The following is a 25,036-nucleotide window of genomic DNA, read 5'->3' as shown; positions in this document are numbered from 1 at the left end:
GCGGACCGGCGGACGCACCACGGGCCTCCAGACGGTCTGCCTGGAGGCCCGTGGGACGTGCCGTCAGTGGATCACGCCCGCCTCGTGGTCGCGTCCGGAACGGCGCCCGGTGAACCGGGCGACGAAGTACAGGACCACGCCGACGGCGAGCAGGATCGCGGCGTAGAGCCAGACCTGACCGCTCTGCTGCGTCAGCAGCAGGATGCACGACAGCACCCCGAGCACCGGGACGAACGTCCAGACCCGGAAGTGGTCGTGCTCGACGTGGTCGCGGCGGAGCACCAGGACGGCGACGTTGGTGCTGATGAACACGAAGAGCAGCAGGAGCACGACGGTCTCGGCCAGCACGCCCACGTCACCCACCAGGGTCAGGAGCATCGCGACGATCGTGGTGGCGACGATGGCGGTCCACGGGGTCTTCCGGTTCGGCAGGACCTTCGCGAGCAGGGCGGGCAGGAGCCGCTGCTCGGCCATGCCGTAGGTCACGCGGCTCGACATGATCATCGTGAGCAGCGCGCCGTTCGCGACGGCGACCAGGGCGATGAGGCTGAAGACCCAGTCGGGGATCGGGACGCCCGTGGCGGAGACGACCGCGAGCAGCGGGCCGCTGGACTCGGACAGCTCCGAAGCGGGCAGGGCGATCGCGCTGGCGAGGGCGACGAGGACGTAGACGACGCCGGCCGTGGCGAGGGCGCCGAACAGGGCCTTCGGGTAGACGCGGCGGGGGTCGCGGACCTCCTCCGCGATGTTGGCGGACGTCTCGAAGCCGACGAACGAGTAGTAGGCGACGATCGCGGCGCTCAGGGTCGCCAGGGCCGGGTTGGCCTCGGACGGGAACGCGCCGATCCGGGAGACGTCACCGCCGCCACCGCCGAGCATCACGGCCACGACGACGATCACGATGACGAGACCGGAGACCTCGATGATCGTCATCACGACGTTGCTCTTGAGCGAGTCGGAGATGCCGCGGGCGTTCAGGCAGGCGATCAGGGCGAGGAAGACGATCGCGGTGGGCACGGGCGGCAGGTCGACGAACGTGCCGAGGTAGTCGCCGGCGAAGGCGAGCGACAGGCCGGCGGCGCTCGTGACGCCGGCGGCGAGCATGCTGAACCCGACCAGGAACGAGACGATGGGCGCCTTGTAGGCGCGTTCGGCGAAGACCGCGGCACCGCCGGCCTTCGGGTACTTCGTCACGAGTTCGGCGTAGGAGCCCGCCGTGAGCAGTGCCAGCAGGAGCGCGAGCACCAGCGGTGCCCAGAGTGCACCGCCGACGTCCTTCGCCAGCGTCCCCATCAGGGCGTAGATGCCGGCGCCGAGCACGTCGCCGAGGATGAAGAGGAACAGCAGCGGGCCGGTGATCGCCTGGCGGAGCTTCGACTGCGTGCCGTCGTGGGGTGCGGCCGTGGTGTCGCTGGTCATGGTGGTGCCTTTCGTCCGGGTCAGCGTGCCGGGGTGTGTATCAGAGGCCTCACAGGTGCGCCGTGGCCGGGGTCCTCCCTGCACAGCGGAGCGGTCGGGGAACTCTCTCCACAGGGTGCGGCGCGTCGGAACGTCCGGACTGGAGCGGTCCTAGACTCGTCGGGAGCCACACGTCCACCACCAGTCCCCGGAGGACCGCAGATGACGACGCAGGACCACCGCACGCCCGCTCGACTCAGTGACCAGCGGGCGCTCCTGTTCGACCTCGACGGCGTGCTCACCCCGACCGCCGACGTCCACATGCGGGCCTGGAGTCGACTGTTCACGCCGTACCTCGAAGCGCACGGGGTCGCGCCGTACACCGAGCAGGACTACTTCACCTCCATCGACGGCAAGCCCCGCTACGACGGCGTGCGCTCGCTGCTCGAGTCGCGCGGCATCGACCTGCCGCAGGGCACCCCCGACGACGCGCCCGACACCGACACGGTGTGCGGGCTCGGCAACCGGAAGAACGCGGAGTTCACCGCCGAGCTCGACGAGCACGGCGTCGAGCCCTACCCGGGTTCGCTGCGGTTCCTGACCGCCGCGATCGCCGCCGGACTGTCCGTCGCGGTCGTCTCGAGCTCGGCGAACGCCACCTCGGTGCTCCGGACGGCGGGCATCCTCGACCGGTTCCCGGTGGTCGTCGACGGGCTCGTCGCGCGCCAGGACGGCCTGACCGGCAAGCCCGCGCCCGACACCTACCTCGACGCGGCGACACGGTTCGGGCTCACCGCCGCCGAGTGCGTCGTGGTCGAGGACGCCACCAGCGGGGTCGAAGCCGGCCGCAACGGTTCGTTCGGTCTCGTCGTCGGTGTCGACCGCGGCGCCGGGGCGGACGCCCTGCGCGAGCACGGTGCCGACGTCGTGGTGTCCGACCTCGCCGAACTCATCGACGAGCTGCCCACACCGGCCACCAGCACGACGTAGGCCACCCGGCCGGGCACTCCTTGCCTGCCGGCCGCACCGACGCACCCATCTCCCTCCCTTCCCACGGAGCAGCATGAACCCCATCACCTCGGACCCCCTCGACCGCGTCCGCTACCCGATCGACGAGTGGGCCCTCGTCGAGACCGAGTACACCCCCGACGAGCAGGGCGTCGCCGAGACGAACTTCGCCGTCGGCAACGGGTACCTCGGCTTGCGCGGCAACCTCGACGAAGGCCGTGGCGGCGTGCAGTACGGCACGTACATCAACGGGTTCCACGAGACCTGGCCGATCCGGCACGCGGAAGACGCCTTCGGCTTCGCGAAGACCGGGCAGACGATCATCAACGCGCCCGACGCCAAGGTCATCCGCCTCTACGTCGACGACGAGCCGCTCGTGCTGGCCGAAGCCGACATCCTCCGGCACACGCGTCGGCTGGAGTTCCGCGGCGGCTACCTGTTCCGCGAGACCGAGTGGTCGACGCCGTCCGGCAAGCGGGTGCTCATCCGGGCACGTCGACTCGTGTCGTTCACCGACCGGCACCTCGCCGTCATCGACTACGAGGTCACCGTGCTCGACGCGGACGCCTCGATCCTGCTGTCCAGCCAGATCCTCAACCGCCAGGACGTGCAGGACGAGTACCACGCCGGCATGCGGGCCGCGGCGAACGCCTTCGACCCGCGCAAGGCCGAGTCGTTCACCGAGCGGGTGCTCGTGCCGAAGCTCAAGCGCAGCACCGGGGGCCGTTCGGTCCTGGGGTACCAGGCCTCCAGCTCCGGCATGACGATCTGCGTCGGCGTCGAGCACCACATCGAGACCGAGAACAGCTGGGACGAGTCGTCGTCGATCGAGGACGACCTGGCGAAGCACGTCTACCGGGTGCAGGCCCGCGCGGGGCAGCCCATCCGGCTCGTGAAGCACGTGGTCTACCACACCTCCCGCGGGGTGCCCGTGCGCGAGCTCGCCGACCGGTGCGACCGCACGCTGGACCGCGCGCACGCCGAGAACGTCGACGAGACCTTCGCGAAGCAGCGCGACTGGCTCGACGACTACTGGGCCCGCAGCGACGTCGAGATCGCCGGTCAGCCCGCGATCCAGCAGGCCGTCCGCTGGAACCTCTTCCAGCTGGCGCAGGCCACCGCCCGCACCGACGGCCACGGCATCGCCGCGAAGGGCGTCACCGGCTCCGGCTACGGCGGCCACTACTTCTGGGACATGGAGATCTACGTCCTGCCGTTCCTGTCGTACACGGCGCCGATCGTCGCCCGGAACGCCCTGCGCTTCCGCTACAACATGCTCGACGCGGCACGGGCTCGGGCCCGCGAGCTGAACCAGCGCGGTGCCCTGTTCCCGTGGCGGACGATCAACGGGGAAGAGTCCAGCGCGTACTACGCCGCCGGCACCGCGCAGTACCACATCGATGCCGACATCTCGCATGCGCTCATGCAGTACGTCCGGGCCTCGGGCGACCGCGAGTTCCTGAAGCGCGGCGCCATCGACGTGCTCGTGGAGACCGCCCGGCTCTGGGCCGACCTCGGGTTCTGGCGGTCCAACGGCGACAAGAAGTTCCACATCGACGGTGTCACCGGGCCGGACGAGTACACGACCGTCGTCGACGACAACCTGTACACGAACGTCATGGCGCGGGCGAACCTGTGGTTCGCCGTCAACGCCTGCCGCGAGCTCGCCGCCGACGACGCCGAAGAGTACGACCGCATGGTGCGCCGGACCGGCCTGCAGCCGGACGAGCTCGTCGAGTGGGAGCACGCCGCCGAGTCGATGGAGATCCCGTTCGACCCGCACCGCGGCATCCACCCGCAGGACGCCCAGTTCCTCGACAAGGAACTCTGGGACCTCGAGAACACCCCGGAGTCCAAGCGCCCGCTGCTGCTCCACTACCACCCGCTGGTGATCTACCGGTTCCAGGTGCTCAAGCAGGCCGACGTCGTGCTCGCGCTGTTCCTGCAGGGGCACGAGTTCACGGCGGCCGAGAAGCGTCGCGACTTCGACTACTACGACGCGCTCACCACCGGTGACTCGACGCTGTCCGCGGTCGTCCAGTCGATCATGGCGGCCGAGGTCGGGTACCACGACCTCGCCGACCAGTACTTCCAGACCGCGCTCTACGTCGACCTGGCGGACCTGCACGGCAACACCTCGGACGGCGTGCACATCGCGTCGACCGGTGGCATCTGGGGTGCGCTCGTCAACGGCTTCGGTGGCATGCGTGACCACGGCGGTCGGATGACCTTCAACCCGCGGTTGCCGAAGCACTGGGACCGTCTGTCCTACCGTCTGACGGTGCGCGGGTCGCGGGTCCGGGTGGACCTGGAGCAGGAAGCCATGACCCTCACGGTCGAGACCGGTTCGGGCTTCACGGTGTGGGTGCACAACCAGCAGTGGGACATCGAGGCGGGGGAGCCCACCGTGGTGCCGCTGCCGCACCACGGGCCGCGCATGTCCGGGCACGCCCCGACCACCAGCGACATCCAGGGCACGCTGCGGGCGGACGGCTCGGTCATCACCGCGTCGATCCCGACGATCTCCCTGGAGCGCGACTTCGACCTCGACGACTCGACCGGCTGACGCCGGTCCCTGCGCCGCAGTCGCACGTCGCCCCGGTTCCGCCTCGCGGTGCCGGGGCGACCTGCGTCCCCGGGGTGTTCCCGGCGCCTCCGAACGCGTCCAGTCGGCCCGGGGCACCGTGGTCTGCCGTGCCCCTCGGGTCGATGGCGTCTCCCCGGGCACGGTTCGTGCAACGAGAGGAGACATCATGGGCAACCGGTTCGAGGGCAAGGTCGCGATCGTCACGGGCGCGGGGTCCGGCATCGGTGAGGCGACGGTGCGGGCGTTCATCGACGAGGGCGCATCGGTCGTGCTGACCGACAGCGTCGAGGAGAAGGTCCGCGCGGTGGGTGACTCCCTGCCGACGCACCGGGTCGTCGCCCTGCACGCCGACGTGGCGAGCCCGGAGGACTGGGAGACCGTCGTCTCGGCGGCGATCGACCGCTTCGACCGCCTCGACGTCCTGGTGAACAACGCCGGGACCTTCAGCTCGGGCGACATCACCGACATCAGCACGGACGAGTGGCGCCGGGTCATCGAGACCGATCTGTCCGGTGTGTTCTACGGCACCCGGGCGGCCCTGCCGTTCCTGCGCGAGACGAAGGGGTCGATCGTCAACACGTCGTCGGTCTCCGGTGAGGACGCCGACTGGCGGATGAGCCCCTACAACGCGGCGAAGGGTGGCGTGACGAACTTCACCAAGGCCGCTGCGCTCGACAACGGGCAGTTCGGCGTGCGCGTGAACGCCGTCGCTCCGGGACTCATCTGGACCGACCTGACCCAGGAGCAGGCGGAGGACGAGGCCCTGCAGTCGAAGTTCACCGAGCGCATCGCCCTCGGCCGCGGGGGTCGCTCTGCCGAGGTCGCCGAGGCGATCCTGTTCCTGGCCAGCGACGCGGCCTCGTTCATCACGGGTGCGGTCCTACCCGTGGACGGCGGCACCATGGCGAGCAACGGGCAGCCGCCGCAGGCCTGAGCCACCCCGGCGTCGGCGGCGGTCGTGATCGCCGTCCAGTGGCGCCGATTCGAGGACGACGTACAACGGGCCGAGCCGCCAGCAGCCAGCCCCAGGACCCGGCGGCGGCGTCGAGGTCGGCGGTGCGGAGCTCGACGTGGTGCAGGGTGCCGAGCGTCACAGGAGCTTCCGCAGGGTGTTCGTGTTGCGGGTCGTCGTCGTGCGCTTGAAGCGTGCGGCGCCGGCCCGCTTGGCGAACACCGTGTCGGTGCTCGAACCCTTCGGGCAGGACCAGTAGACGACCCCGTTCCCGCGGGCGACCCGCTCGACCGACTCGTCGAGTCCGAGGTCCCCGACCAACGCGTCGAGCGCACCGTCGTCGGACCCGAACACCACGTAGTCGTGTCGTTCGTCGGAACGCGCGAAGGGGAAACCGTCGATCACGGCCGCGAGGGCGTCGTGCCGGACGAGCACGATCCAGGCGTCGTACCCGAACCGGTCGCGCAGCCCCTGCTCGATCGACGTCTTGAGCTGCTCGGCGAGCACGTCGGCGGAGAACACGACGTTGCCCGAGGCGAGCACGGTGCGGACGTCGTCGAACCCGAGCCCTCGGAAGAGCTCCGCGAGCTCGGCGCTCCGGATCGTGATGCCGTTCACGTTGACGCCGCGCAGCAGCGCCACCCACCTGTCCATGTCCGGACGGTAGCGGTCCGGGCCGCTCACGTCCACGTCCGGGCCACGCCCCAGCCGGCACCCTGCGGCACGATGTCGACCACCAGGGCCTCGCCGTCGTCGTCGCTGGTCGCCTGGAACCGCCAGCCCACCGTGCGTTCGGGCGCATGGGTGATCGCGGTGGGCAGTTCAGCGCGCGTCACGGTCAGCCGGGTGGGGGTGTCGCTCACCCGCCAGCGCCGGCCGGCCCACACCAGCCGGGTCGGCGTGCCCTCGGCCCACCACACCGTGGCGGCCGTGTCGGTGATCATCATCGGGTCTCCTCGTTCGAACGTGTGTTCGAATGGTAGGTGTCGACCTCCGACGTCGCAACCGACCGTTGCGTTCAGAACACGTTCTGAATAGGCTCGATCCATGACGCTCGTTGCTCCGCCCCGATCCCGACGGTCGGTGCAGTCCTCTGACCTCTCCCGCCACGCCAAGCAGGTGTTCGCCGCCGCGGAAGAAGCCCCGCTCGAGGTCACCCGTCGCGACGGGAAGCCCCTCGTCCTCACCACGAAGGAACGGTCCGACGACGACGACGCGGTCCTGGACATCGCGGCGCAGCTCATCGCAGCGGTGACGCTCAACGAGCAACTGCCACTCCACGATCGGTTGGCGATCCCGTACCCGTGGATCAAGCTCCTCAGCGCCGCAGACCAGCAGCGCTTCGCCCGGGAGATCGTCGACGTCGCCCGTGGCTCGTTCTCGCTCCGGCAGCCGCGCAGGCTCCTGCTCGAGATGCAGGCGTGGCGCAACAGCGCCGAGGCGATCGCAGCGGGCTGGGACACCGGAGAGCCGGAGATCCTCGCTGAGCCGATCCGCGTCGAGAAGCCCTGACGCGGTGGCGGGCCGGCGCGGCGGGGTCCCCCGGCCGATCCGTTCGACGGAGTACACGATCGTCTTCGGGACGCGCGGCGCGGAACAGGGGTGGCGCGACGTGGTGGGGGTGCAGCGGAACGCAGTCGCTGCCGCGTGGGATCGGCTGACCACGGATCCGTTGACCGAGGACCTGTCCTGCCACGCCCTGCGCGGGGAACTCGGTGTGGTTCGACACTCCGGCCGGGAGTGGACGCGTCGTCAGTTCGAGCTGAAGCGCGGCGCCCGGATCTGGTTCACGGTCGACGTGGATGACCGGGTGGTGTGCATCACCGACGTGCACACCCACCACCCCAACCAGACGAAGTGACTGCGCTCGGCCTCGGCAGCCGTCGTGTAGACGGGACCCATGACGAACGACGCACAGGGCCCCGACGCGCAGCACCAGGTTCCCGAGGGGGTGTCCGAGGCCACGGTCGAGGCGCTCGGCAGCCTGTCCGCCGCGGTCGAGGTCATCGAGCACGCCCGCGGTCTGCTCTACGGGTTCCACCGACTGACCGGCACCGCTGACCTGAACCTCGGTGAGGCGGTCGAGCAGCTGCGGAAGGCCGGGCACATCGAACTCGCCGAACGCATCGACACCGAACTCGTGGGCCGCAACGTCATCGCGGGCCGCTGGACGTTCCAGATCGTCGAGGACTACGACGACGGCTACTACGCCCTCGCCAAGGAGCTCGAGCGCACGGCGCGCGACGAGCTCGTGCAGGGCCGTCGCCACCTGTTCGAGGCGGGCATGAAGGAAGACCGTCGCACCCAGGACCAGCGCCACCACGAGGCCACGCCGAGCGACCTGCCGGACTGACCACGGGCCTCCAGGCCGACGCCGGCCTGCGGAAGACGCCGGCATCTTGCGGAGACGCCCCAGAAACGTCGAGACGCCGCCGGAATCGGCGGCGTCTCGATGACACGACGGCGTCTTGTGACAGGCCCCGCCCGAGCAAGCCTCAGCCGACGCCGAGCAGCGCCTCCAGCGGCCCCCGCGCGAAGTACAGCAGGAAGCCCGCGGCGACGACGTAGAGCAGCCACGAGACCTCACGGCCACGGCCGGACAGCAGCTTGATGAGCACCCAGCTGATGAAGCCGGCGCCGATGCCGTTCGCGATCGAGTAGGTCAGCGGCATGACGACGATCGTCAGGAACGCCGGCAGGGCCGAGCCGAAGTCCGACCACGAGATGTCCGCGACCTGCGCGACCATGAGCGCACCGACGACGACGAGCCCGGCGGCGGCGACCTCGAGCGGGACGACCTGGGTGAGCGGCGTGAGGAACATCGACGCCAGGAACAGCAGGCCGGTGACGACCGAGGCCATGCCCGTGCGGGCGCCCTCCCCGATGCCGGAAGCCGAGTCGATGAAGACCGTGTTCGACGACACCGACGCGCCACCACCGGCGATCGCGCCGACGCCCTCGACGACGAGCGCCGACTTCAGGCGGGGGAACGTGCCGTCGGGCTTCGCGACACCGGCGGCCTTGGCGAGACCGGTCATGGTGCCCATGGCGTCGAAGAAGTTCGTGAAGACGAGGGTGAAGACGAGCATCGACGCGGCGAGCGGGCCGATGCGGGTGAAGGCACCGAAGACGTCGGCGTGGCCGACGAGCGACAGGTCCGGCACGGCGAACAGTGCGCTCGGCAGGCCGGGGGCGTTGAGGTTCCAGCCGGTCTTCGAGTCGACCGACGTCGGCACCTGGAAGATCGCCTGCAGGATGATCGCGATGATCGTGGTCGCGACGATGCCGATGAGCAGCGCACCCTTGACCCGGCGGGCCATGAGCGTGCCGATGATGATCAGGCCGATCAGGAACACGATGGTCGGCAGGGCGCCGACGGAGCCGTCCTCGCCGAGCTGCAGCGGCGGCGACGCGAGCCCGGAGGACCGCACGAAGCCGGAGTCGACGAGCCCGATGAACGCGATGAACAGGCCGATGCCGACCGTGATGGCTGCCTTGAGCTGTGCCGGGACGGCGGTGAAGATCATCGTCCGGATGCCGGTCAACGCGAGGATCACGATGATCACACCGTTGATGACGACCAGCCCCATCGCCTCGGCCCAGGTGACCTGGTGCACGACGCTGACGGCGAGGAACGAGTTGATCCCGAGCCCCGCGGCGATGCCGAACGGCAGGTTCGCGATGATGCCCATCGCGATGGTCATGACGCCGGCGACGAGTCCGGTCGCCGCGGCCACCTGAGCGTTCTCGAGCCATCCGCCGCTGACGTCCTTGGCGGCCTGGTCGGCGCTGAACCCGCCGAGGATGAGGGGGTTCAGGATGACGATGTACGCCATCGTCACGAACGAGACGAGGCCACCGCGGACCTCGCGGGGGATCGACGATCCGCGTTGCGTGATGGAAAAGAATCGATCGAGGCCGGTCGCGAAGCGGTTCCGGGGCGTGGTGTCGGTCTGCGGGGCGCTCACCACGGGAGTTTAAAGGACGCTGGGTTTCGGGCGTGTCACACCGGTCTCACAGGTTGTGACAGCCGGGAGGCCCGTTCCACGCGGATCGCGCACCTCGCGCTGGGCGTCTGCCCGCGTTCTCCGGCCATGGCTGGTGTTGGATGAGCGGGTGACGTCACCCATGGACCGCGCCCGTGTCGAGGCCGCCGTCCGCGAGCTGCTGCTCGCCATCGGCGAGGATCCCGACCGCCCGGAACTCACCCGCACCCCCTCCCGTGTCGCCGACTCGTACGCCGAGTTCTTCTCCGGGATCGGCACCGACGCGGTCGCCATCGCCCGGGACGGCACCGTGCACGCCGAGGACGGTGAGCGCGGTCGGCTCGTCATCGTCCGCGACGTCAAGTTCCGCTCCGTCTGCGAGCACCACCTGCTGCCGTTCCTCGGGGTCGCGCACCTGGCGTACGCGCCGGGCGATCGCCTCATCGGGCTCGGCACGCTGGCGCGGGTGCTCGACGCGGTGGCCTCCCGTCCGCAGCTGCAGGAGCGGCTCGGCGAACAGGTCGCCGCGACCATCGCCGAGGGGCTCGGCGCCGAGGGCGTCCTGGTGGTCCTCGACGCCCAGCACCAGTGCGTCACGACGCGTGGGGAGCGCCAGACCGGTTCGACGACCGTGACGGTGGCCGCGACCGGTTCGCTGGCCGACACGGCGGGACGGGCCGAGGCGATCGCGCTCATCGGCGCGGGGCGTGCGACGGACGCCGGGCACGACGCGAGTGCCGGGGCGGACGCATGACGGGCCTCCCCGACGGCACGGCCGGCACGCCGCTGGCGCGTCGCGCCGGAACCGGCGTCGTGGGCCCACCGACCGGCGCGGCCGGACCCGGCTGGGTCGTGCCGGACCTGCGCCACCCGGTCCGGACGTTCGGCCGCCGCACCATCGACTTCGACCACCGCATCGCCGTGATGGCGATCGTGAACCGCACCCCCGACTCGTTCCACGACCGCGGCGCCACCTTCGAGCTCGACCGGGCCGTCGCCGCCTCGGTGCGCGCCGCCGAGCAGGGCGCCGACTGGGTCGACATCGGCGGCGTGAAGTTCGCCCCCGGCCCGGAGCTGCCCGCCTCCGACGAGATCGACCGTGTCGTGCCCGTCGTCGAGCAGCTCGCCCAGCAGTCCGACGTCGTGATCAGCGTCGACACCTTCCGTCCCGAGGTCGCCGCGGCGGCGATCGCGGCCGGGGCGACCGTCGTCAACGACACCACCGGCCTGTCCGACCCGCGGATGGCCGCCGTGGTCGCCGACTCCGAGGCCACCGTCGTCATCACGCACTCTCTCGCCGAACCCCGACGGCCCCTGCCGGCGCCGCCGCAGTACGGCGACATCGCGGGCGAGGTCGTCGCGTTCCTGCGCGAACGGGTCGACCGGGCACTCGCCGCGGGCATCCCCGAGTCGCGGATCATCGTCGACCCGGGCCACGACCTGCACAAGAACACCGTGCACACCCTCGAGCTCACCCGTCGACTGCCCGAGGTCGTCGCGCTCGGCTACCCGGTCCTCGCCGCGGTGTCGAACAAGGACTTCGTGGGGGAGTCGCTCGGCCGCCCCCGCGGTGAACGGCTCTCCGGATCGCTCGCCGTGGCGACCGTGAGCGCGATGCTCGGCGCCCGGATCGTCCGCATGCACGACGTCGCCGAGAGCGTCGACGCGATGCGCATGGTCGAGGCCACGCTCGGATGGCGCACCCCCGTGGAATCGAGGCACAACACGTGAACGTCCTGCCCCCGTCGATCGCGGACCTGTCCGACGATGACCTGCTCGACCTCTACACCGCCGACGCCGGGGCCCCGTGGCTCCGCGTGAACTTCGTCGCCACGCTGGACGGTTCGGCCTCGGCCGCCGGTGTGTCCGGGTCGCTCGGCGGCGACGACGACCTGCGCGTCTTCGACCTGCTCCGGCGGGTGGCCGACGTCGTGCTCGTCGCCGCCGGCACGGTCCGCGACGAGGGCTACGGGCCGATGGTCCTGCACGACACCGATGTCGTCTGGCGGCGGGCCCACGGCATGCCGGACCACCCCGTGTTCGCCATCGTCACCGGGTCGTTGTCGCTCGACCCGACGTCGCGGGTGTTCACCGAGGCGCCGGTGCGCCCGATCGTCCTGACCTCGGCGACGGCGGCTGCGTCGTCGAAGGCCCGGGCGCTCGCCGAGGTCGCGGACGTCGTGGCGTGCAGCGCGGGCGACGACCCGGACTCGGTGGACGCCGGACGGATCCGTGGGCTGTTGGCCGACCGTGGCCTCGGGATGATCCACTGCGAGGGCGGGCCGTCGTTCCTCGGAGCACTCATCGCCGCGGACGCCGTCGACGAGCTGACCCTGACGATCGACCCGTCGCTCGAGGGCGGGGCGGGGCCGCGCATCGCCCGGGGGTCCTCGCCGGAACTCCGGCCGATGCGACCGGCGCACGTGCTGCTCGGCGCCGGCGGCGTGCTGCTCACCCGGTACGTCCGGGCGCGCTGACCCCGCCCGCGCGGGCGTCGGGGGGCGCGCTGACGCCCGTGGGCTAGGGTCGGGCGCGTGATCGACATCGTGGCGTCCGGGGTCCTCTTCGACATGGACGGGACCCTCGTCGACTCGACCGCGGTGGTGGAGGCGACCTGGACCCGGTTCGGGAACGCGAACGGCATCGACCCCGACGAGATCCTCGCGTTCTCGCACGGGCGGCAGGCGATCGACACCCTGCGGCGCTTCCTGCCCGACCTGCCCCTGGCCGAGCTGCAGCGGATCGCGGCGGAACTCGTCGCCGAGGAGACCGCGAGCACCGAGGGCATCCTCGAGATCCCCGGAGCCGTCGCCTTCGTGCAGCGACTCGTCGAACTCGGTGTCCCGGTGGCCCTCGTGACGAGCGCCCCGCGTGACCTCGCCGCGGGCCGGATGGCGGCCGCCGGGTTCGCCGTGCCCGAGGCCTTCGTGCCCTCGGAGGACGTCGAGCACGGCAAGCCCCACCCCGACGGCTACCTGCGCGGAGCTGCCCTGCTCGGCGTCGACCCGACCGACTGCGTGGCGTTCGAGGACGCCCCCGCCGGACTCGATTCCGCCATCGCCTCCGGCGCGACCACGGTCGTCGTCGGTCCCCTTGAGCACCCGGTGACGGCCGGCCTGCACCGGGTCCACGGGTACGACGGTCTGACCTTCGAACGCGACGGCGCCGCCTTCCGCATCCGCGGCTGAGCGAGGCGCCCGTCCTGCCCGGCGCGTCCACGGCGCCTCGCCGGCCGGTCAGGACACTCCGCCCGGCCTGCGCCGATTGGTCAGGAACCGTCGGCTGCGCCGCCGCCAGTCGACGGTCCGCGACCGCTCGGCGGACGTGAGCGGGGGGTTGCGACCGGCCGGGTGGCGGCCTGGAGGCCCGTGGCGGGCCTGCACCGTGCCTCCAGGCCGACTGTGGGCGCGTCCACGGCGCCTCGCCCGCTGGTCAGGACTCCCCGCCCGTCCTGCGCCGATTGGTCAGGAACCGTCGGCTGCGCCGCCGCCAGTCGACGGTTCGCGACCGCCCGGCGGACGTGAGCGGGGTGTTGCGACCCGCCGACCTCGCGGCCTGGAGGCCCATGGCGGGCCCGCGCCGTGCCTCCAGGCCGACTGTGGGCGCGTCCACGGCGCCTCGCCCGCTGGTCAGGACACCCCGCCCGGCCTGCGCTGAGTGGTCGGGAACCGTCGGCTGCGCCGCCGCCAGCCGACGTTTTGCGACCGTCCGGCGGACGTGAGCGGGGTGTTGCGACCGCCCGACCGGACCCCCCACCCGCCCCTGCACGCCTGCCCAGCCGACGCCGACGACCCTCGGGTGTGCGGCCGGAACGACCGGGCCGCGGAAGGAGCGATCATGGCAACCCTCGACGGCAAGAAGGTCCTCGTCATCACGACGAACTACGGCGTGGAGCAGGACGAGATCGTCGTCCCCACCGAGCAGCTGCGGGAGCGCGGCGCCTCGGTGACCGTGGCGGCGAAGGAGACCGGCACGATCCAGACGCTGGTCGGCGACAAGGACCCGGGGCAGACGCTCGAGCCGGACACCACCATCGCCGGTGTCGACGCGAAGGACTTCGACGCCCTCGTGATCCCCGGCGGCACCATCAACGCCGACACGCTGCGCCAGGAGTCCCGCGCGGCGACGCTCGTGCAGGCCTTCGCCGAGGCGAGCAAGCCGGTCGCGGCGATCTGCCACGGCCCGTGGACCCTCGTCGAGGCGGGTGTGCTGTCGGGCAAGACCGTCACGTCGTTCCCCTCGCTGCAGACCGACCTGCGCAACGCCGGAGCCGAGTGGGTCGACCAGGAGGTCCAGGTCGACGGCGGCTTCATCACCTCCCGCACCCCGGACGACCTGCCGGCGTTCGTCGACGCGATCGAGAGCGCCCTCACCGCCTGAGCACTGCGCTGACGAGCGTCTCGCCGCCCGGCGACCGCGTCAGCCGAGCGCCACGGGGCGGGCCGTGCGGAGCACCGCGGGTCCGAGGGTGAGCACACCGTCGGACTCCGGGTCGCACCGCACGCCGCCCCGGCCGCGCATCGCCCGGAACGCCCCGGGTGCCACCTCGTGGTCCATCCAGGCGCAGGGGTTCGCCGCGCGGTAGCCACGGAACCGGACCGGTCCGCCATCCGCGTCCGGTGTCACGCTCTCCAGCGAGAACGGCTCACCCCGCAGCGCCTCGACGTCGGCGCCCCGCAGGAACACGTTCCGCCGGGTCGCAGCGGGGTCGACGGTGGCACCGATGGCGTGACCGACGGCTTCGAGCCCCTCCAAGCCGATCACCGTGACCGAGGCGTGCACGTGCGCCCGGGCCGCGAAGTACCGGTCGCCGACGATGCCCAGCCCGGCCCGCAGCTCGATCCGGTCGCGTGACTCGTCCGGATCGTCCGCGGCCACCGGCAGCGCGCCGTCGGCCGGGCGCCCCTCGTACCGGTGCCGCGGCGCGACGAGCAGCAGCGCGACCTCGACCTCGGTCCGGAACGGCAGGTCGTCGAGACCGGCCACGTCGTCTGCGGGAGTCACGCGGCCAACGCTAGCCGGGCCTCCCGGCCGTGCGCTGCTCCGTCCGATTCCCGCCAGTCGACGTCGGCGGCGCATGTCAGGCTGAGTCCATGACCAGCCCGGACACCGACGCGCAGCCCGACGCGCTGCACGCCGAACGGCACCGCGCCGTCGCCTCGCGCGACGCGCGCTTCGACGGCCAGTTCGTCACCGCCGTGCACTCCACCGGCATCTACTGCCGGCCCAGCTGCCCGGCCCGCACGCCGAGGGTCTCGGGCGTCACCTTCTACCGCACGAGCGCCGCAGCGCACCTCGCCGGCTTCCGCGCCTGCAAGCGCTGCCTGCCCGAGGCGACCCCCGGCAGCCCCGAGTGGGACCTGCGCGAGGACGTCGCCGGCCGGGCGATGCGGCTCGTCCTCGACGGTGTCGTCGAGCGCGACGGCGTGCCCGGGCTCGCCGCGCGCGTGGGCTACTCGGAGCGGCAGCTCAACCGCATCATGACGGCCGAGCTGGGCGCCGGGCCGAAGGCGCTCAGCCGGGCGCACCGGGCGCAGACCGCGCGGACCCTGCTCACCTCGTCCGACCTGCCCGTCGCCGACGTCGCGTTCGCCGCGGGGTTCGCCAGCGTCCGACAGTTCAACGACACCGTGCGCGAGGTCTTCGCCGTCACCCCGACCGAGCTCCGCGCACGCCGGTCCGGGGGAGTAGACGGCGGCGACGGCGCACTCCGCGTCCACCTGCCGGCCCGGGCACCCTTCGACGCGCAGGGCCTGCTCGACTGGCACGCGCTGCACGCCCTGCCGGGCGCGGAGCAGGTGGACACCGACCCCGCCGGTCGGGTCACGTCGTACGGGCGGCTGGTCGACCTGCCTGGAGGCCCGGGCTGGTTCAGCGCGTCGGCCGCCGTCCCCGACGTGGCCGGGCGGGGCACCGGGATCGACCTGCGCGTGCGGGTCGCCGACCTCTCCGACCTGCCGGCCCTCGTGGCGCGTGTCCGGGCACTGTTCGACCTCGACGCCGACCCGGTCGCCGTCGACGCCGTCCTCGGGGCCGTGCCCGAGCTCGCCGGACCCGTCACCCGCGTGCCCGGTCTCCGGCTCCCCGGCGCGGTGGACGCGCACGAGATCGTGTTCCGCACCCTGATCGGGCAGCAGGTCTCGGTGGCCGCGGCGCGTACCGCGCAGACCCGGCTCGTGGCCGCACTCGGTGCGACGGTGCCGGACGCCATCCGGCCCGGCGGGCTGCTCTTCCCGTCCGCGGCGGTGATCGCCGAACGCGGGCACGAGGTCCTGCGCGGTCCGGCCGCCCGCGTCGACACGATCCTGCGGGTGGCCGCCGCGCTCGCCGACGCGTCCCTGGTGGTGGACGGTGGGCAGTCCCTCGGTGACCTGCGCGACGGACTCCTCGCGGTGAAGGGCATCGGGCCGTGGACCGCCGACTACGTCGCGCTGCGGGTCCGGCACCACCCCGACATCTTCCTCCACAGCGACCTCGCCGTGCGGAACGGTGCACAGGAACTCGGGCTGCCCGGAACGGCGCGTGAGCTCTCCCTATGGTCGGAGCAGGTGGCCCCCTGGCGGAGCTACCTCACGATGCACTGCTGGCGACCGATCATCGACCGCGCGATGACCGCGACCGCCGGCGCCCGTGCAGCCCGTGCCCCCGAGGACCCCCGGAAGGACGACCGATGACCGACGCAACCATCCAGACCCTGGACACCCCCGACGGGCCGTTCACCGTGCTCGAAGACGCCGAGGGCAGGGTCCTCGCCTCCGGGTGGACCGACTCCGTCGAGCGGATCCTCGCCCGCTTGGCCGATCGCCACCGCCCCGACCGCGTGCTCGACGGCGTGGTCGCCTCGGCCGACGCCGTCGACGCCTTCTACTCGGGCGAGGTCGAGCACGCCATGCAGGTACCGGTCCGGCAGTTCGGTACCGAGCTCTTCACCGAGGGGTGGCGCCAGCTCCGCCGGATCCCCGCCGGCGGCACCCTGACCTACACCGAGTTCGCGGCGGCGATGGGCCGGCCCGACGCCGTGCGGGCAGCGGCGAGCGTGTGCGCCCGGAACGCCCCGGCGCTCTTCGTCCCGTGCCACCGGGTGCTGCGCTCGGACGGCACGCTCGGGGGCTTCGCGTGGGGGCTCGACGTCAAGCGGTCCCTGCTCGAACGGGAGTCGGTCGGCACCACGGCACTCGTCTGATTTGTACAAAACGCTCTAGAATGTACAGGTGAGCGAAGTGTCGATCTCCGAAGCCCGTGGCCGTCTGGCGTCGATCATCGACGACGCCCGTCACGAACCCGTCTACCTGACCCGGCGCAACAAGCGCGTCGCCGCCGTGGTCGACGCGGCCGTCCTCGACCGGTTGCTCGAGGCGGCGGAGGACCTGGACGACCTGGTCGCCTACGACGAAGCCGTCGCCGAGAGTGCCCGCATCGGTGGCGAGAACGTCAAGTGGGACGACCTCAAGCGCGAACTCGGCCTCGGGTGACGTACTCGGTCGAGGTCATCCCGGCCGCGCAACGCGTCATCCGCAAGCTCCCGCTCGACGGACGGCGGCGGATCGAGGGGCTCCTCGCGATCCTCGCCGAGCACCCCCGGCCACCCGCCGCACGCAAGCTCGTGAACCGGCCCGGGTGGCGAGTCCGCTCGGGGGACTACCGACTGATCTACCGGATCGACGACGGCAAGCTCGTCGTGGTGGTCGTCGACGCTGGGCACCGGCGCGAGGTCTACCGGGACCGCTGAGCCGGCAGCCGTCAGCCGTCAGCCGATCGCGCCGCGCAGGCTGTCCACGTGCAGCTCGACGAGCGCCAGGACCCGCTCCGGCGCACGTGCCGTCGGGTCCCACGTGTGCTCGATCGCCAGCCCGTCGATCAGCGCGTGCAGCCGGTCCGCCTCATCGGTCAGGTCGCGATCGGCACCGAAGCTGCCGTCCTCGCGCAGGATCTCCAGCGCCCGGGTGCACACCCGGCTGACCCCGTCGTTCAGGCGTCGGGCACTCGCGGCCAGGTGCTCGTCGGTGCGCGCGAGCACGCCGAGCTGCACCTGCGCCAGGATCTCGGTCGTGCGCTCGGCATCGAGCGGCAACACCTGGGCGAGGACGTCCAGTGCGAGCGCACGACCCGTCGAACGCAGGGCGGCGAGCCGAGCGGTGACCCGTTCCTCGATGATCGTCAGGCAGTGCTCGCGCAGGGCGTCCTGCGTCGGGAACACGCGGCGGAGTGACGCCGGGGCGATGCCGGCCTCGTCCGCGACGTTCCGCACGGACAGTGCGCTGAGGCCGTCCCGCTCCAGGATCCGCAGGCAGGCCGCGGCCACCAGGGATCCCCGTTCCTCGAGGTCGACACGGCGGGGCACCGGGTCAGCCTACGGCCGGCTCGGCGCTCCGGCCGGGTCCGCGGCTGCGGTGGTGACTCGGCGCGGCCAGATCGTGTAACTGATCGCCCACAGCAGTTCGACGCCCAGGACCACCCCGAGCAGTGCGACCGTGCCCTGCAGTTCGTCCGTGCGCTCCGGCTCGCCGACGACGAGGACGAGTCCGCCGATGATCCCACCGGCGATCAGCACGGCGAGCCCGGTCCGCAGCACGTCGCCCCAGCATCGGGCCGTGTACCGCCGTCCACTCAGCCGTTCTGGTGCCGGACCGCCGGCGAACCGGTGCGTGAACCGGACGTCCGCCCACGCGATCATCCGGTGCCCGTACGCGACCGAGAAGCCGATGTAGATCGCCGCGAGCCCGTGGTGCCACGACGCGGTCCCACCGCCGAGCAGGTCGACCGTGACGACCGCGAGCAGCACGAGGTCGATCACGGGTGCCGCGACGAGCATCGCCGCACCCGTCCTCGGCCGTCGCAGCAGGTACCGGGTGGTCAGGCCGCCGAGGATCGCGACCCAGAAGGCGATCTCGCAGGCGACGATGGCGATGAGTGTCATGGTTCCCCGTTGCAGTGGCGGTGATCGTGTGAGTACAGGTGTACTCAAACAGCATGGCACGGCGACCGCCACGGTGTCGATCGGTGGGGTTCTGCCCCTGGAAGCGGGGGGAGACACGGGCTCCCACGCCTGCGACACTCGGAGGACCGGTAATCCGCACGGTCCCCTCCGAGGCCCGACGCATCGCCGTCGACAGCTCGCAAAGGACCCCATGCTCCCTCCAGTCGACCGAACGGTCGTCTCCTCCGACGGCACCACCATCGCCGTCTCCGAGGCAGGGGACGGGCCGGCGGTCGTCGTCGTGGGCGGTGCCTTCGACCACCGTGGGACCCCGTACCTCGACCGCGTGGTCGCCGAGCTCGGCTCGACCCACCGCGTGGTGACCTACGACCGCCGTGGCCGTGGTGCCAGCGGTGACTCCGCGACGTGGGCGATCGAGCGCGAGGTCGACGACCTGCGCGCCGTCGTCGAGAGCATCGGCGCACCGACCACCGCCGTCGGCATCTGCGTCGGCGCAGGCGTCGTCCTGCACGGGCTCGCCACCGGACTGCCCGTCGACGGTGCAGTCCTGTGGGAACCGCCGTACCGCGCCTCGGTCGACCCCCACGCCGACGACGTCGTGTTCGCCGACCTGCTCGATGAACACGTCGGCGCCGGCCGCCGGGCCCAGGCCGTCCGCGGGTTCCTGACCCAGGTGCTCGGGGTCCCGATGGGCCAGGTCACGGCACTGCGGCTCAAGGGGTCGCTCTGGCGCTCCCTGGTCGTCGACGCCCACGTGCTCAGCCGCGAGGTCCGTGTGCTGAACGGCCTCGCCGTGCCCGAGCGGGTCGCTGCCGCCGTGGGGGTGCCGGTGCTCGTCGGCGCCGGTGGCGACGGACTCGAGTGGATGCGTCGTGCGGCCCGCGCCCTCGTCGACGCGGTGCCCGGTTCGGAGTACACCGAGGTGCCCGGGCAGGGACACGTCCCCGCCCCGGCGGCCCTCGGAGCCCTGATCGACCGCGTCCGGAGCCGGATCGTCTCGCCCAGCAGCTGACTGCGAGAGGATGGGCGGGTGAACGCACCCCGCCTCGGTCTCCTGCTCGACGTCGACGGGCCCATCGCCAGCCCGGTCTCCCGCACCATCGCGATCCCGAGCATCGTCGCGGACCTCGTCGCGCTCGCCGCCGAGGGCATCCCGATCGTCTTCAACACCGGGCGCAGCGACGCGTTCATCCGCTCCGAGGTCGTCGGCCCGCTGCTCGCCGGTGGCCTCGCCGAAGGTGGCCGGGTCCACGCCGTCTGCGAGAAGGGTGCCGTGTGGTGCTCGATCGGTCCGCAGTACGACGGCGGCATGGGCGAACTGACGGTCGCCGAGGACCTCGCGCTGCCGCGGGACTACGCCGACGAGATGCGCGAGCTGGTCCGCGACGAGTACGCCGACCTGGTGTTCTTCGACGAGACGAAGCGCGCCATGGTGTCGATCGAGCAGCGTGTCGAGGTGCCGAACGCCACCTACCTGGCCCGCCAGCCGGAGTTCGACGCGAAGGCCATGGCCGCGCTCGAGCGTCGCGGGCTCGGTGTCCGCCGACTCGACGACGTCCGACCCGACGCCGACGGCGCCGTGCAGTGGCGCATCGACCCCACGATCATCTCGACCGACGTCGAGTCCGACCGCAGTGGCAAGGACCTGGGGGCCGAGCGCTCGCTCGAGCTCCTCGGGCAGGACGGCGAGCTCCCGGTCACCTGGCGCACCGTGGGGGACTCCCGCAGCGACTACGCCATGGCGGACTGGCTGCACGCCCACGGCCACGAGGTCGCCCACGTCGACGTCCGTCCCGCCGACGGGGTGCCGGCCACGCCGTACCCGGTGCTCACCGCCCCCGACGGCGTGATCCACGACGAGGCTGGCGCCCGGTTCCTGGCGGACTGGCGCGCGGGCCGCTGACGCGAGCACAACCGCACCCCGCGACGCGGCCCTGGACGCACCGTCGGCCGACCGAGCGGTGCGTGCCGGACCGGTGCCGGGCCTCCTGGCCGTCGCCGGACCGGGCCACCGTCCGGGCGGACGCTTTGCGTGACACAGTGGTACACCAGTACCCTTCCGAGGTCCGCCGCCAGCCGATGACGGGATCCACCCCATGGCAACGAAGCTCCGCATCAAGTCGATCGAGGCCTCCCTGGCCGACTCCGAGGAGCAGGGCAGGTCCCTGAAACGCTCCCTGAAGACGTTCGACATCGCCGCGATGGGGATCGCGGTCGCCGTCGGCGCCGGCATCTTCTCGGTCGGCGCGAACGCCGCCGCGAACTTCGCCGGGCCCGGCGTCATCATCTCCTTCCTGCTCGCCGCCGTCACCTGCGGCCTGGCGATCATGTGCTACGCCGAGTTCGCGTCGACGATCCCCGTCGCCGGCTCCGCGTACACGTTCACCTACGCCACGATGGGTGAGCTCCTCGCCTGGATCGTGGGCTGGGACCTCATCCTCGAGACCCTCACGGCCAGTGCCGTGATCGCGAAGTACTGGGGCATCTACCTCAGCGAAGCGTTCAAGGTGTTCGGTGTCGGCCTGCCGAGCACGATCCAGCTCGGTCCGATCCCGTTCACCTGGGGTCCGGTGCTCATCGTCGGGATCTTCACGGTGCTCCTCGCCTTCGGCACCCGCCTGTCCTCGCGGGTGTCGGCGGTCATCACCGTCATCAAGGTCGCCATCGTCGTGTTCGTCATCGTCGCCGGTGCGTTCTTCGTCAAGGCCGCCAACTTCACCCCGTTCATCCCGCCGGCCGAGCCCGCCAAGGGCGCCGAGGGCAGCGTCTGGACCCAGTCGCTCGTGTCCTGGTTCACCGGTGCCGAGCCCGCCCAGTACGGCGTCTTCGGCCTGCTCGCCGCGGCGTCCCTGGTGTTCTTCGCCTTCATCGGCTTCGACGTGGTCGCCACGAGCGCGGAGGAGACCGAGAACCCCCAGAAGACGCTGCCGCGCGGCATCTTCATCGGCCTCGGCATCGTGACCCTGCTCTACGTCGGCGTCAGCATCGTCATCACCGGCATGGTGTCGTACCAGCGCCTGGCGGAGGAGAAGACGCCGTCGCTGGCCTCGGCGTTCAACATCGTCGGACTGCCGTGGGCCGCCGGCATCATCGCCATCGGCTCGCTGATCGGTCTGACCACCGTCGTCATGGTGCTGCTGCTCGGCCTGTCCCGCATCGTCTTCTCGATGAGCCGCGACGGCCTGCTGCCCCGCTGGTTCTCGAAGACCAACCCGAAGACGCAGACCCCGGTCCGCGTGCAGGTCGTCGCCGGTGTCGTCGTGGCGCTGCTGGCCGGGTTCACCGCGGTCGACAAGCTCGAGGGCATGATCAACATCGGCACGCTGTCCGCGTTCGTCCTGGTGTCGATCGGCATCGTGGTGCTGCGTCGTTCGCGGCCCGACGCCCCGCGGGCCTTCCGGATGCCGTGGTCGCCGGTGCTGCCGATCATCTCGGCGGTGCTGTGCTTCTGGCTGATGCTGAACCTCGAGGTCGAGACCTGGCTCCGGTTCGTCGTCTGGCTGGTCATCGGCTTCGTCATCTACTTCGGCTACAGCCGTCGCCACAGCCGCGTCGGCCAGCGCATGCAGTAGGGCGGTTCCGCAAGACACCGGTGTTCGCACGTTGCACACCCGCACAACGCGGTTCGACGTGTGGACACCGGTGTTTTGCAACCCGCCGCCGCCGCCGCGCGCCACTACGCGCCGACGAGCAGGAGCACGCCGAACGCGAGCATCACGACGGCGACCAGCCCGTCGAACACCCGCCAGGTCAGCGGCTTCTCGAACAGCGGCCGCAGCAGGCGTCCGCCGAACCCGAGCGCACCGAACCACAGGCAGCTCGCCGTGACGGCACCGATCGTCCAGAGCCACCGGTCGTCCGCGCCCTGCTGGTTCGCCACCGACCCGAGGAACACCAGCGTGTCCAGGTAGACGTGCGGGTTCGCCCACGTGAAGACGAGCATGGTCAGCACCGCCGTCCGCATGGTCACCACCTGGCCGGGAGGCGCGGTGCGCGTCCGCCCCGCCGCCACCGTCGTGCCGGTGGTCGCGTCGACCCCCGCGTCGGCGCCCGCGCTGGCGCCCACCACGCCGTCGTCGGCCGCCTCGTCGGCCACGCGCATCGCGTCCCCCGAGGGCCGCAGCGCACGCCGCGCCGCGAGCACCCCGTAGGTGAGCAGGAACGCGGCACCGACGAACCGGACCACCAGGAGCGCCACGGGGAACCGTTCGACCACGGCGCCGACCCCGAGCACCCCGGCGACGATGAGCAGCGCATCCGAAGCGGCGCACACCACGACGGCAGCGGCCACCACCCGGAGCCCGGCGCTCACGGCGAGGCGCAACAGGTAGGTGTTCTGCACACCGATCGCGACGATCAGTGCGAGGCCGGTGCCGAGGCCGGAGAGCAGGGGCAGGAGCGTGGTCACGGTCCGACGCTAGGGTCCGACACCGGTGTAGTACAGCTCACGTTCCTGCAGCACCGTAAGCTCAACTGCATGACCCGGTTCCAGCGCGAGCACCTCGAGACGCTGCTCGCCGCCGTCGACCACGGCACGCTCGACGCGGCGGCGCGCGCGCTGACGATCACCCCGTCGGCGGTCTCGCAGCGGATCAAGTCCATGGAGCAGCAGGTCGGTCGAGTCCTGCTCCAGCGCACCACCCCGGTGCGCCCGACCGCCGACGGCGCAGTGGTGCTCCGGCACGCACGGCAGGTCCGGCTGCTCGACGAGGAGACCTCCCGAGCGCTCGGCGGCGGCTCCTCGGTGGTGCCGTCGATCCCGCTGGCCGTGAACGCCGACTCGCTCGGCACGTGGTTCCTCGACGCCCTCGCCCTCGTCCGGGCCGACACCGAGGTGGTCTTCGACCTGCACCGCGAGGACCAGGACCGCACCGCCGAACTGCTCCGCGCCGGCACGGTGATGGGTGCCGTGACGGCCGAGGCGGATCCGGTGCAGGGCTGCTCGTCGGTGCCGCTCGGCATCGACCGGTACCGGGCGGTGGCGTCCCCGGCGTTCGTCGCCCGCTACCTCGGCGACACCGGCACCGAGCGGCGGATGCTCCGGCGGCTCGACGAGGTCCCGCTCGTCGACTACGACCGCGACGACGACCTGCAGCAGGGGTACCTGCGGCAGGTCCTCGGCCACGCTCCCGGAGGCCCGCGCCACTTCGTCCCGACCTCTGCCGACTTCGCCCGTGCGGTCACGCTCGGGTTCGGGTGGGGGCTGCTGCCCGAAGCGCAGTGCCTCGAGGCGATCGACCGCGGCGTCCTGGTCGAGCTGGCCCCGGGTCGGCACGCCGACGTGGCGCTGTGGTGGCAGCGCTGGAACCTGGCGTCACCGCTCCTCGAACGGGTCACCGACGCCGTCCGTGCGACCGCCTCGTCGCGCCTGCACCCCGCGCGTCAGGTCTGACAGCGCGGACACCAGTAGGTGTCGCGCAGGGTGAGTTCCGAGTCGCCGAGTTCGCCGTGCCGGATCGGGGTCCCGCACCGCAGACACGGCTTGCCGGCGCGACCGTAGACCCAGAAGCGTCGCCCCGGGCGGTCGACGCCGGTGGTGACGCGGACACTGCGGTCACGGTTCGCCAGGATCAGTCGGCTCGCGAGCGTGATCGTCCGCGCCGGGTCCGGTACCTGCCCGACCGGACGCGTGGGCAGCACACCGCGCAGGAAGCAGAGTTCGTTCCGGTACACGTTGCCGAGCCCGGCGAGCACCCGCTGGTCGAGCAGCGCCAGCCCGACCGGGCGCTCGGGGTCCTCGGTGAGGTTGGCGAGCGCCAGGTCGGCGTCCCAGTCCGGGCCGAGCAGATCGGGCCCCAGGTGTCCGACGACCTCGGACTCCTGGTCGCGCGGCACAACCTCGAGCACCCCGAGGGCAAAACCGACGGTGGAGACCCCCTCGGCGTCCAGGATCGCCCGGGCCTGGTGCGCCGGGCGTCGCCAGCGGTCACCGGGCGCGTAGACGTCCCACCGGCCCTCCATCTTCAGGTGCGAGTGCACGGTCAGGTCGCCGATGCGGTGCAGCAGGTGCTTGCCGCGGGGGACGACCTCGTCGACGGTGCGGCCGACCAGGTCGAGCGTCGCGAAGGCGGGGACCCGGAAGTCGCTCTTCGTCAGGACCTTGCCCGCCAGCGCGGTGTGCAGGCGGCGGGCAGCCCGGTAGACGGTGTCGCCTTCAGGCACGGGTC

The 25,036-nt window shown here is 71.8% G+C and carries 28 protein-coding genes; 19 read left to right on the top strand and 9 right to left on the bottom strand.

The features are described 5' to 3' along the window. Positions 1 to 63: 63 nt before the first annotated feature. On the bottom strand, positions 64 to 1,419 hold the full coding sequence (locus ORG17_RS16800; protein ID WP_035809271.1) for an APC family permease: 1,356 nt from the start codon (positions 1,417 to 1,419) through the stop codon (positions 64 to 66). Between the two features lie 201 nt (positions 1,420 to 1,620). Here ORG17_RS16800 and ORG17_RS16795 point away from each other — a divergent pair, with 201 nt between their 5' ends. The 3 genes from ORG17_RS16795 (at position 1,621) to budC (ending at position 5,927) form a co-directional block, all read left to right on the top strand. Beyond that, positions 1,621 to 2,388: an HAD family hydrolase gene (locus ORG17_RS16795; protein WP_214526090.1), complete on the top strand. Its 768-nt coding sequence runs from the start codon at positions 1,621 to 1,623 to the stop codon at positions 2,386 to 2,388. A 73-nt stretch (positions 2,389 to 2,461) separates the two neighbouring features. Next, a complete protein-coding gene (locus tag ORG17_RS16790; RefSeq protein ID WP_027466788.1) occupies positions 2,462 to 4,972 on the top strand; it encodes a glycoside hydrolase family 65 protein in 2,511 nt (836 codons plus the stop codon). Positions 4,973 to 5,159: 187 nt separating this feature from the next. Beyond that, positions 5,160 to 5,927 carry a meso-2,3-butanediol dehydrogenase gene (gene budC / locus ORG17_RS16785; RefSeq protein WP_027466787.1) on the top strand — a complete coding sequence of 256 codons (768 nt, stop codon included), beginning with the start codon at positions 5,160 to 5,162 and terminating at the stop codon, positions 5,925 to 5,927. A gap of 156 nt (positions 5,928 to 6,083) precedes the next feature. Here the strand turns inward: budC and ORG17_RS16780 are convergent, their stop codons facing one another. Both ORG17_RS16780 and ORG17_RS16775 read right to left on the bottom strand, forming a co-directional pair. Beyond that, the gene (locus ORG17_RS16780) at positions 6,084 to 6,599 is read right to left on the bottom strand and encodes a DUF1697 domain-containing protein (protein WP_214526091.1); all 516 of its coding nucleotides are present in this window, start codon (positions 6,597 to 6,599) and stop codon (positions 6,084 to 6,086) included. 26 nt (positions 6,600 to 6,625) lie between these two features. After that, positions 6,626 to 6,892, bottom strand: coding sequence for a hypothetical protein (locus ORG17_RS16775; RefSeq protein WP_035809269.1), 267 nt, complete (start codon positions 6,890 to 6,892; stop codon positions 6,626 to 6,628). 100 nt (positions 6,893 to 6,992) lie between these two features. Between ORG17_RS16775 and ORG17_RS16770 the strand changes: the two genes are divergently transcribed. From ORG17_RS16770 to ORG17_RS16760, 3 genes are read left to right on the top strand one after another with little or no spacing between them, the layout of a single operon-like run. After that, entirely contained in the window at positions 6,993 to 7,457 is a 465-nt protein-coding gene (locus ORG17_RS16770; protein WP_027466785.1) for a hypothetical protein, read from the top strand. 4 nt (positions 7,458 to 7,461) lie between these two features. Further along, positions 7,462 to 7,806: a hypothetical protein gene (locus tag ORG17_RS16765; RefSeq protein ID WP_214526092.1), complete on the top strand. Its 345-nt coding sequence runs from the start codon at positions 7,462 to 7,464 to the stop codon at positions 7,804 to 7,806. 39 nt (positions 7,807 to 7,845) lie between these two features. Then, a complete protein-coding gene (locus ORG17_RS16760; RefSeq protein ID WP_152377013.1) occupies positions 7,846 to 8,298 on the top strand; it encodes a hypothetical protein in 453 nt (150 codons plus the stop codon). A gap of 142 nt (positions 8,299 to 8,440) precedes the next feature. On the opposite strand, the gene ORG17_RS16755 is transcribed toward ORG17_RS16760, so the two are convergent. Further along, positions 8,441 to 9,916, bottom strand: a complete 1,476-nt coding sequence (locus tag ORG17_RS16755) for an NCS2 family permease (protein WP_027466783.1) — start codon at positions 9,914 to 9,916, stop codon at positions 8,441 to 8,443. A 157-nt stretch (positions 9,917 to 10,073) separates the two neighbouring features. Between ORG17_RS16755 and folE the strand changes: the two genes are divergently transcribed. The 5 genes from folE (at position 10,074) to ORG17_RS16730 (ending at position 14,311) form a co-directional block, all read left to right on the top strand. After that, entirely contained in the window at positions 10,074 to 10,685 is a 612-nt protein-coding gene (folE, locus tag ORG17_RS16750; protein ID WP_214526152.1) for a GTP cyclohydrolase I, read from the top strand. Beyond that, positions 10,682 to 11,662 carry a dihydropteroate synthase gene (gene folP, locus ORG17_RS16745; RefSeq protein WP_250892045.1) on the top strand — a complete coding sequence of 327 codons (981 nt, stop codon included), beginning with the start codon at positions 10,682 to 10,684 and terminating at the stop codon, positions 11,660 to 11,662. The genes folE and folP overlap by 4 nt, the downstream gene beginning before the upstream one ends. Further along, on the top strand, positions 11,659 to 12,408 hold the full coding sequence (locus ORG17_RS16740; protein WP_301565266.1) for a pyrimidine reductase family protein: 750 nt from the start codon (positions 11,659 to 11,661) through the stop codon (positions 12,406 to 12,408). The genes folP and ORG17_RS16740 overlap by 4 nt, the downstream gene beginning before the upstream one ends. Before the next feature lie 57 nt (positions 12,409 to 12,465). After that, positions 12,466 to 13,119: an HAD-IA family hydrolase gene (locus tag ORG17_RS16735; RefSeq protein ID WP_214526094.1), complete on the top strand. Its 654-nt coding sequence runs from the start codon at positions 12,466 to 12,468 to the stop codon at positions 13,117 to 13,119. 649 nt (positions 13,120 to 13,768) lie between these two features. Further along, complete coding sequence (locus ORG17_RS16730) at positions 13,769 to 14,311, top strand: type 1 glutamine amidotransferase domain-containing protein (RefSeq protein ID WP_027466778.1); 543 nt, start codon at positions 13,769 to 13,771, stop codon at positions 14,309 to 14,311. Positions 14,312 to 14,350: 39 nt separating this feature from the next. On the opposite strand, the gene ORG17_RS16725 is transcribed toward ORG17_RS16730, so the two are convergent. Beyond that, positions 14,351 to 14,935, bottom strand: coding sequence for a molybdenum cofactor biosysynthesis protein (locus ORG17_RS16725; RefSeq protein ID WP_301565265.1), 585 nt, complete (start codon positions 14,933 to 14,935; stop codon positions 14,351 to 14,353). 89 nt (positions 14,936 to 15,024) lie between these two features. On the opposite strand from ORG17_RS16725, the gene ORG17_RS16720 reads away from it, so the two are divergent. The 4 genes from ORG17_RS16720 to ORG17_RS16705 are packed head-to-tail and all read left to right on the top strand — an operon-like array spanning position 15,025 to position 17,660. Then, positions 15,025 to 16,605: an AlkA N-terminal domain-containing protein gene (locus ORG17_RS16720; RefSeq protein WP_214526095.1), complete on the top strand. Its 1,581-nt coding sequence runs from the start codon at positions 15,025 to 15,027 to the stop codon at positions 16,603 to 16,605. Continuing rightward, the gene (locus ORG17_RS16715; RefSeq protein WP_214526096.1) at positions 16,602 to 17,114 is read left to right on the top strand and encodes a methylated-DNA--[protein]-cysteine S-methyltransferase; all 513 of its coding nucleotides are present in this window, start codon (positions 16,602 to 16,604) and stop codon (positions 17,112 to 17,114) included. Before ORG17_RS16720 ends, ORG17_RS16715 begins: the two co-directional genes overlap by 4 nt. A 28-nt stretch (positions 17,115 to 17,142) precedes the next feature. Then, positions 17,143 to 17,403, top strand: a complete 261-nt coding sequence (locus tag ORG17_RS16710; protein WP_027466775.1) for a type II toxin-antitoxin system Phd/YefM family antitoxin — start codon at positions 17,143 to 17,145, stop codon at positions 17,401 to 17,403. Continuing rightward, a complete protein-coding gene (locus ORG17_RS16705; protein WP_017885834.1) occupies positions 17,400 to 17,660 on the top strand; it encodes a type II toxin-antitoxin system RelE family toxin in 261 nt (86 codons plus the stop codon). The genes ORG17_RS16710 and ORG17_RS16705 overlap by 4 nt, the downstream gene beginning before the upstream one ends. Before the next feature lie 18 nt (positions 17,661 to 17,678). Here ORG17_RS16705 and ORG17_RS16700 read toward each other — a convergent pair whose 3' ends face one another. Together ORG17_RS16700 and ORG17_RS16695 are read right to left on the bottom strand one after the other, a co-directional pair. Next, complete coding sequence (locus ORG17_RS16700; protein WP_138802081.1) at positions 17,679 to 18,272, bottom strand: TetR/AcrR family transcriptional regulator; 594 nt, start codon at positions 18,270 to 18,272, stop codon at positions 17,679 to 17,681. A 9-nt stretch (positions 18,273 to 18,281) separates the two neighbouring features. Continuing rightward, a complete protein-coding gene (locus ORG17_RS16695) occupies positions 18,282 to 18,848 on the bottom strand; it encodes a hypothetical protein (protein WP_214526097.1) in 567 nt (188 codons plus the stop codon). 211 nt (positions 18,849 to 19,059) lie between these two features. On the opposite strand from ORG17_RS16695, the gene ORG17_RS16690 reads away from it, so the two are divergent. The 3 genes from ORG17_RS16690 (at position 19,060) to ORG17_RS16680 (ending at position 22,441) form a co-directional block, all read left to right on the top strand. Beyond that, positions 19,060 to 19,881, top strand: a complete 822-nt coding sequence (locus ORG17_RS16690; RefSeq protein WP_051597007.1) for an alpha/beta fold hydrolase — start codon at positions 19,060 to 19,062, stop codon at positions 19,879 to 19,881. An 18-nt stretch (positions 19,882 to 19,899) separates the two neighbouring features. Continuing rightward, on the top strand, positions 19,900 to 20,772 hold the full coding sequence (locus tag ORG17_RS16685) for an HAD family hydrolase (RefSeq protein WP_110859458.1): 873 nt from the start codon (positions 19,900 to 19,902) through the stop codon (positions 20,770 to 20,772). Between the two features lie 193 nt (positions 20,773 to 20,965). Further along, positions 20,966 to 22,441 (top strand): APC family permease, encoded by a 1,476-nt coding sequence (locus tag ORG17_RS16680; RefSeq protein ID WP_214526098.1) that lies wholly within the window; start codon positions 20,966 to 20,968, stop codon positions 22,439 to 22,441. 104 nt (positions 22,442 to 22,545) lie between these two features. Here the strand turns inward: ORG17_RS16680 and ORG17_RS16675 are convergent, their stop codons facing one another. Then, a complete protein-coding gene (locus ORG17_RS16675; RefSeq protein WP_214526099.1) occupies positions 22,546 to 23,277 on the bottom strand; it encodes a LysE/ArgO family amino acid transporter in 732 nt (243 codons plus the stop codon). Between the two features lie 69 nt (positions 23,278 to 23,346). Between ORG17_RS16675 and ORG17_RS16670 the strand changes: the two genes are divergently transcribed. Continuing rightward, positions 23,347 to 24,261 carry a LysR family transcriptional regulator ArgP gene (locus tag ORG17_RS16670; RefSeq protein ID WP_176709524.1) on the top strand — a complete coding sequence of 305 codons (915 nt, stop codon included), beginning with the start codon at positions 23,347 to 23,349 and terminating at the stop codon, positions 24,259 to 24,261. Here the strand turns inward: ORG17_RS16670 and ORG17_RS16665 are convergent. After that, positions 24,252 to 25,031, bottom strand: coding sequence for an Fpg/Nei family DNA glycosylase (locus tag ORG17_RS16665; RefSeq protein WP_214526100.1), 780 nt, complete (start codon positions 25,029 to 25,031; stop codon positions 24,252 to 24,254). The two genes, ORG17_RS16670 and ORG17_RS16665, sit on opposite strands and share 10 nt — an antisense overlap. Positions 25,032 to 25,036: the final 5 nt, after the last annotated feature.

Origin of the sequence: Curtobacterium flaccumfaciens pv. betae (assembly GCF_026241855.1) — a bacterium.
GTDB classification, from domain to species: Bacteria; Actinomycetota; Actinomycetes; order Actinomycetales; family Microbacteriaceae; genus Curtobacterium; species Curtobacterium flaccumfaciens.
This window is presented reverse-complemented; position numbering and strand designations above follow the sequence as displayed.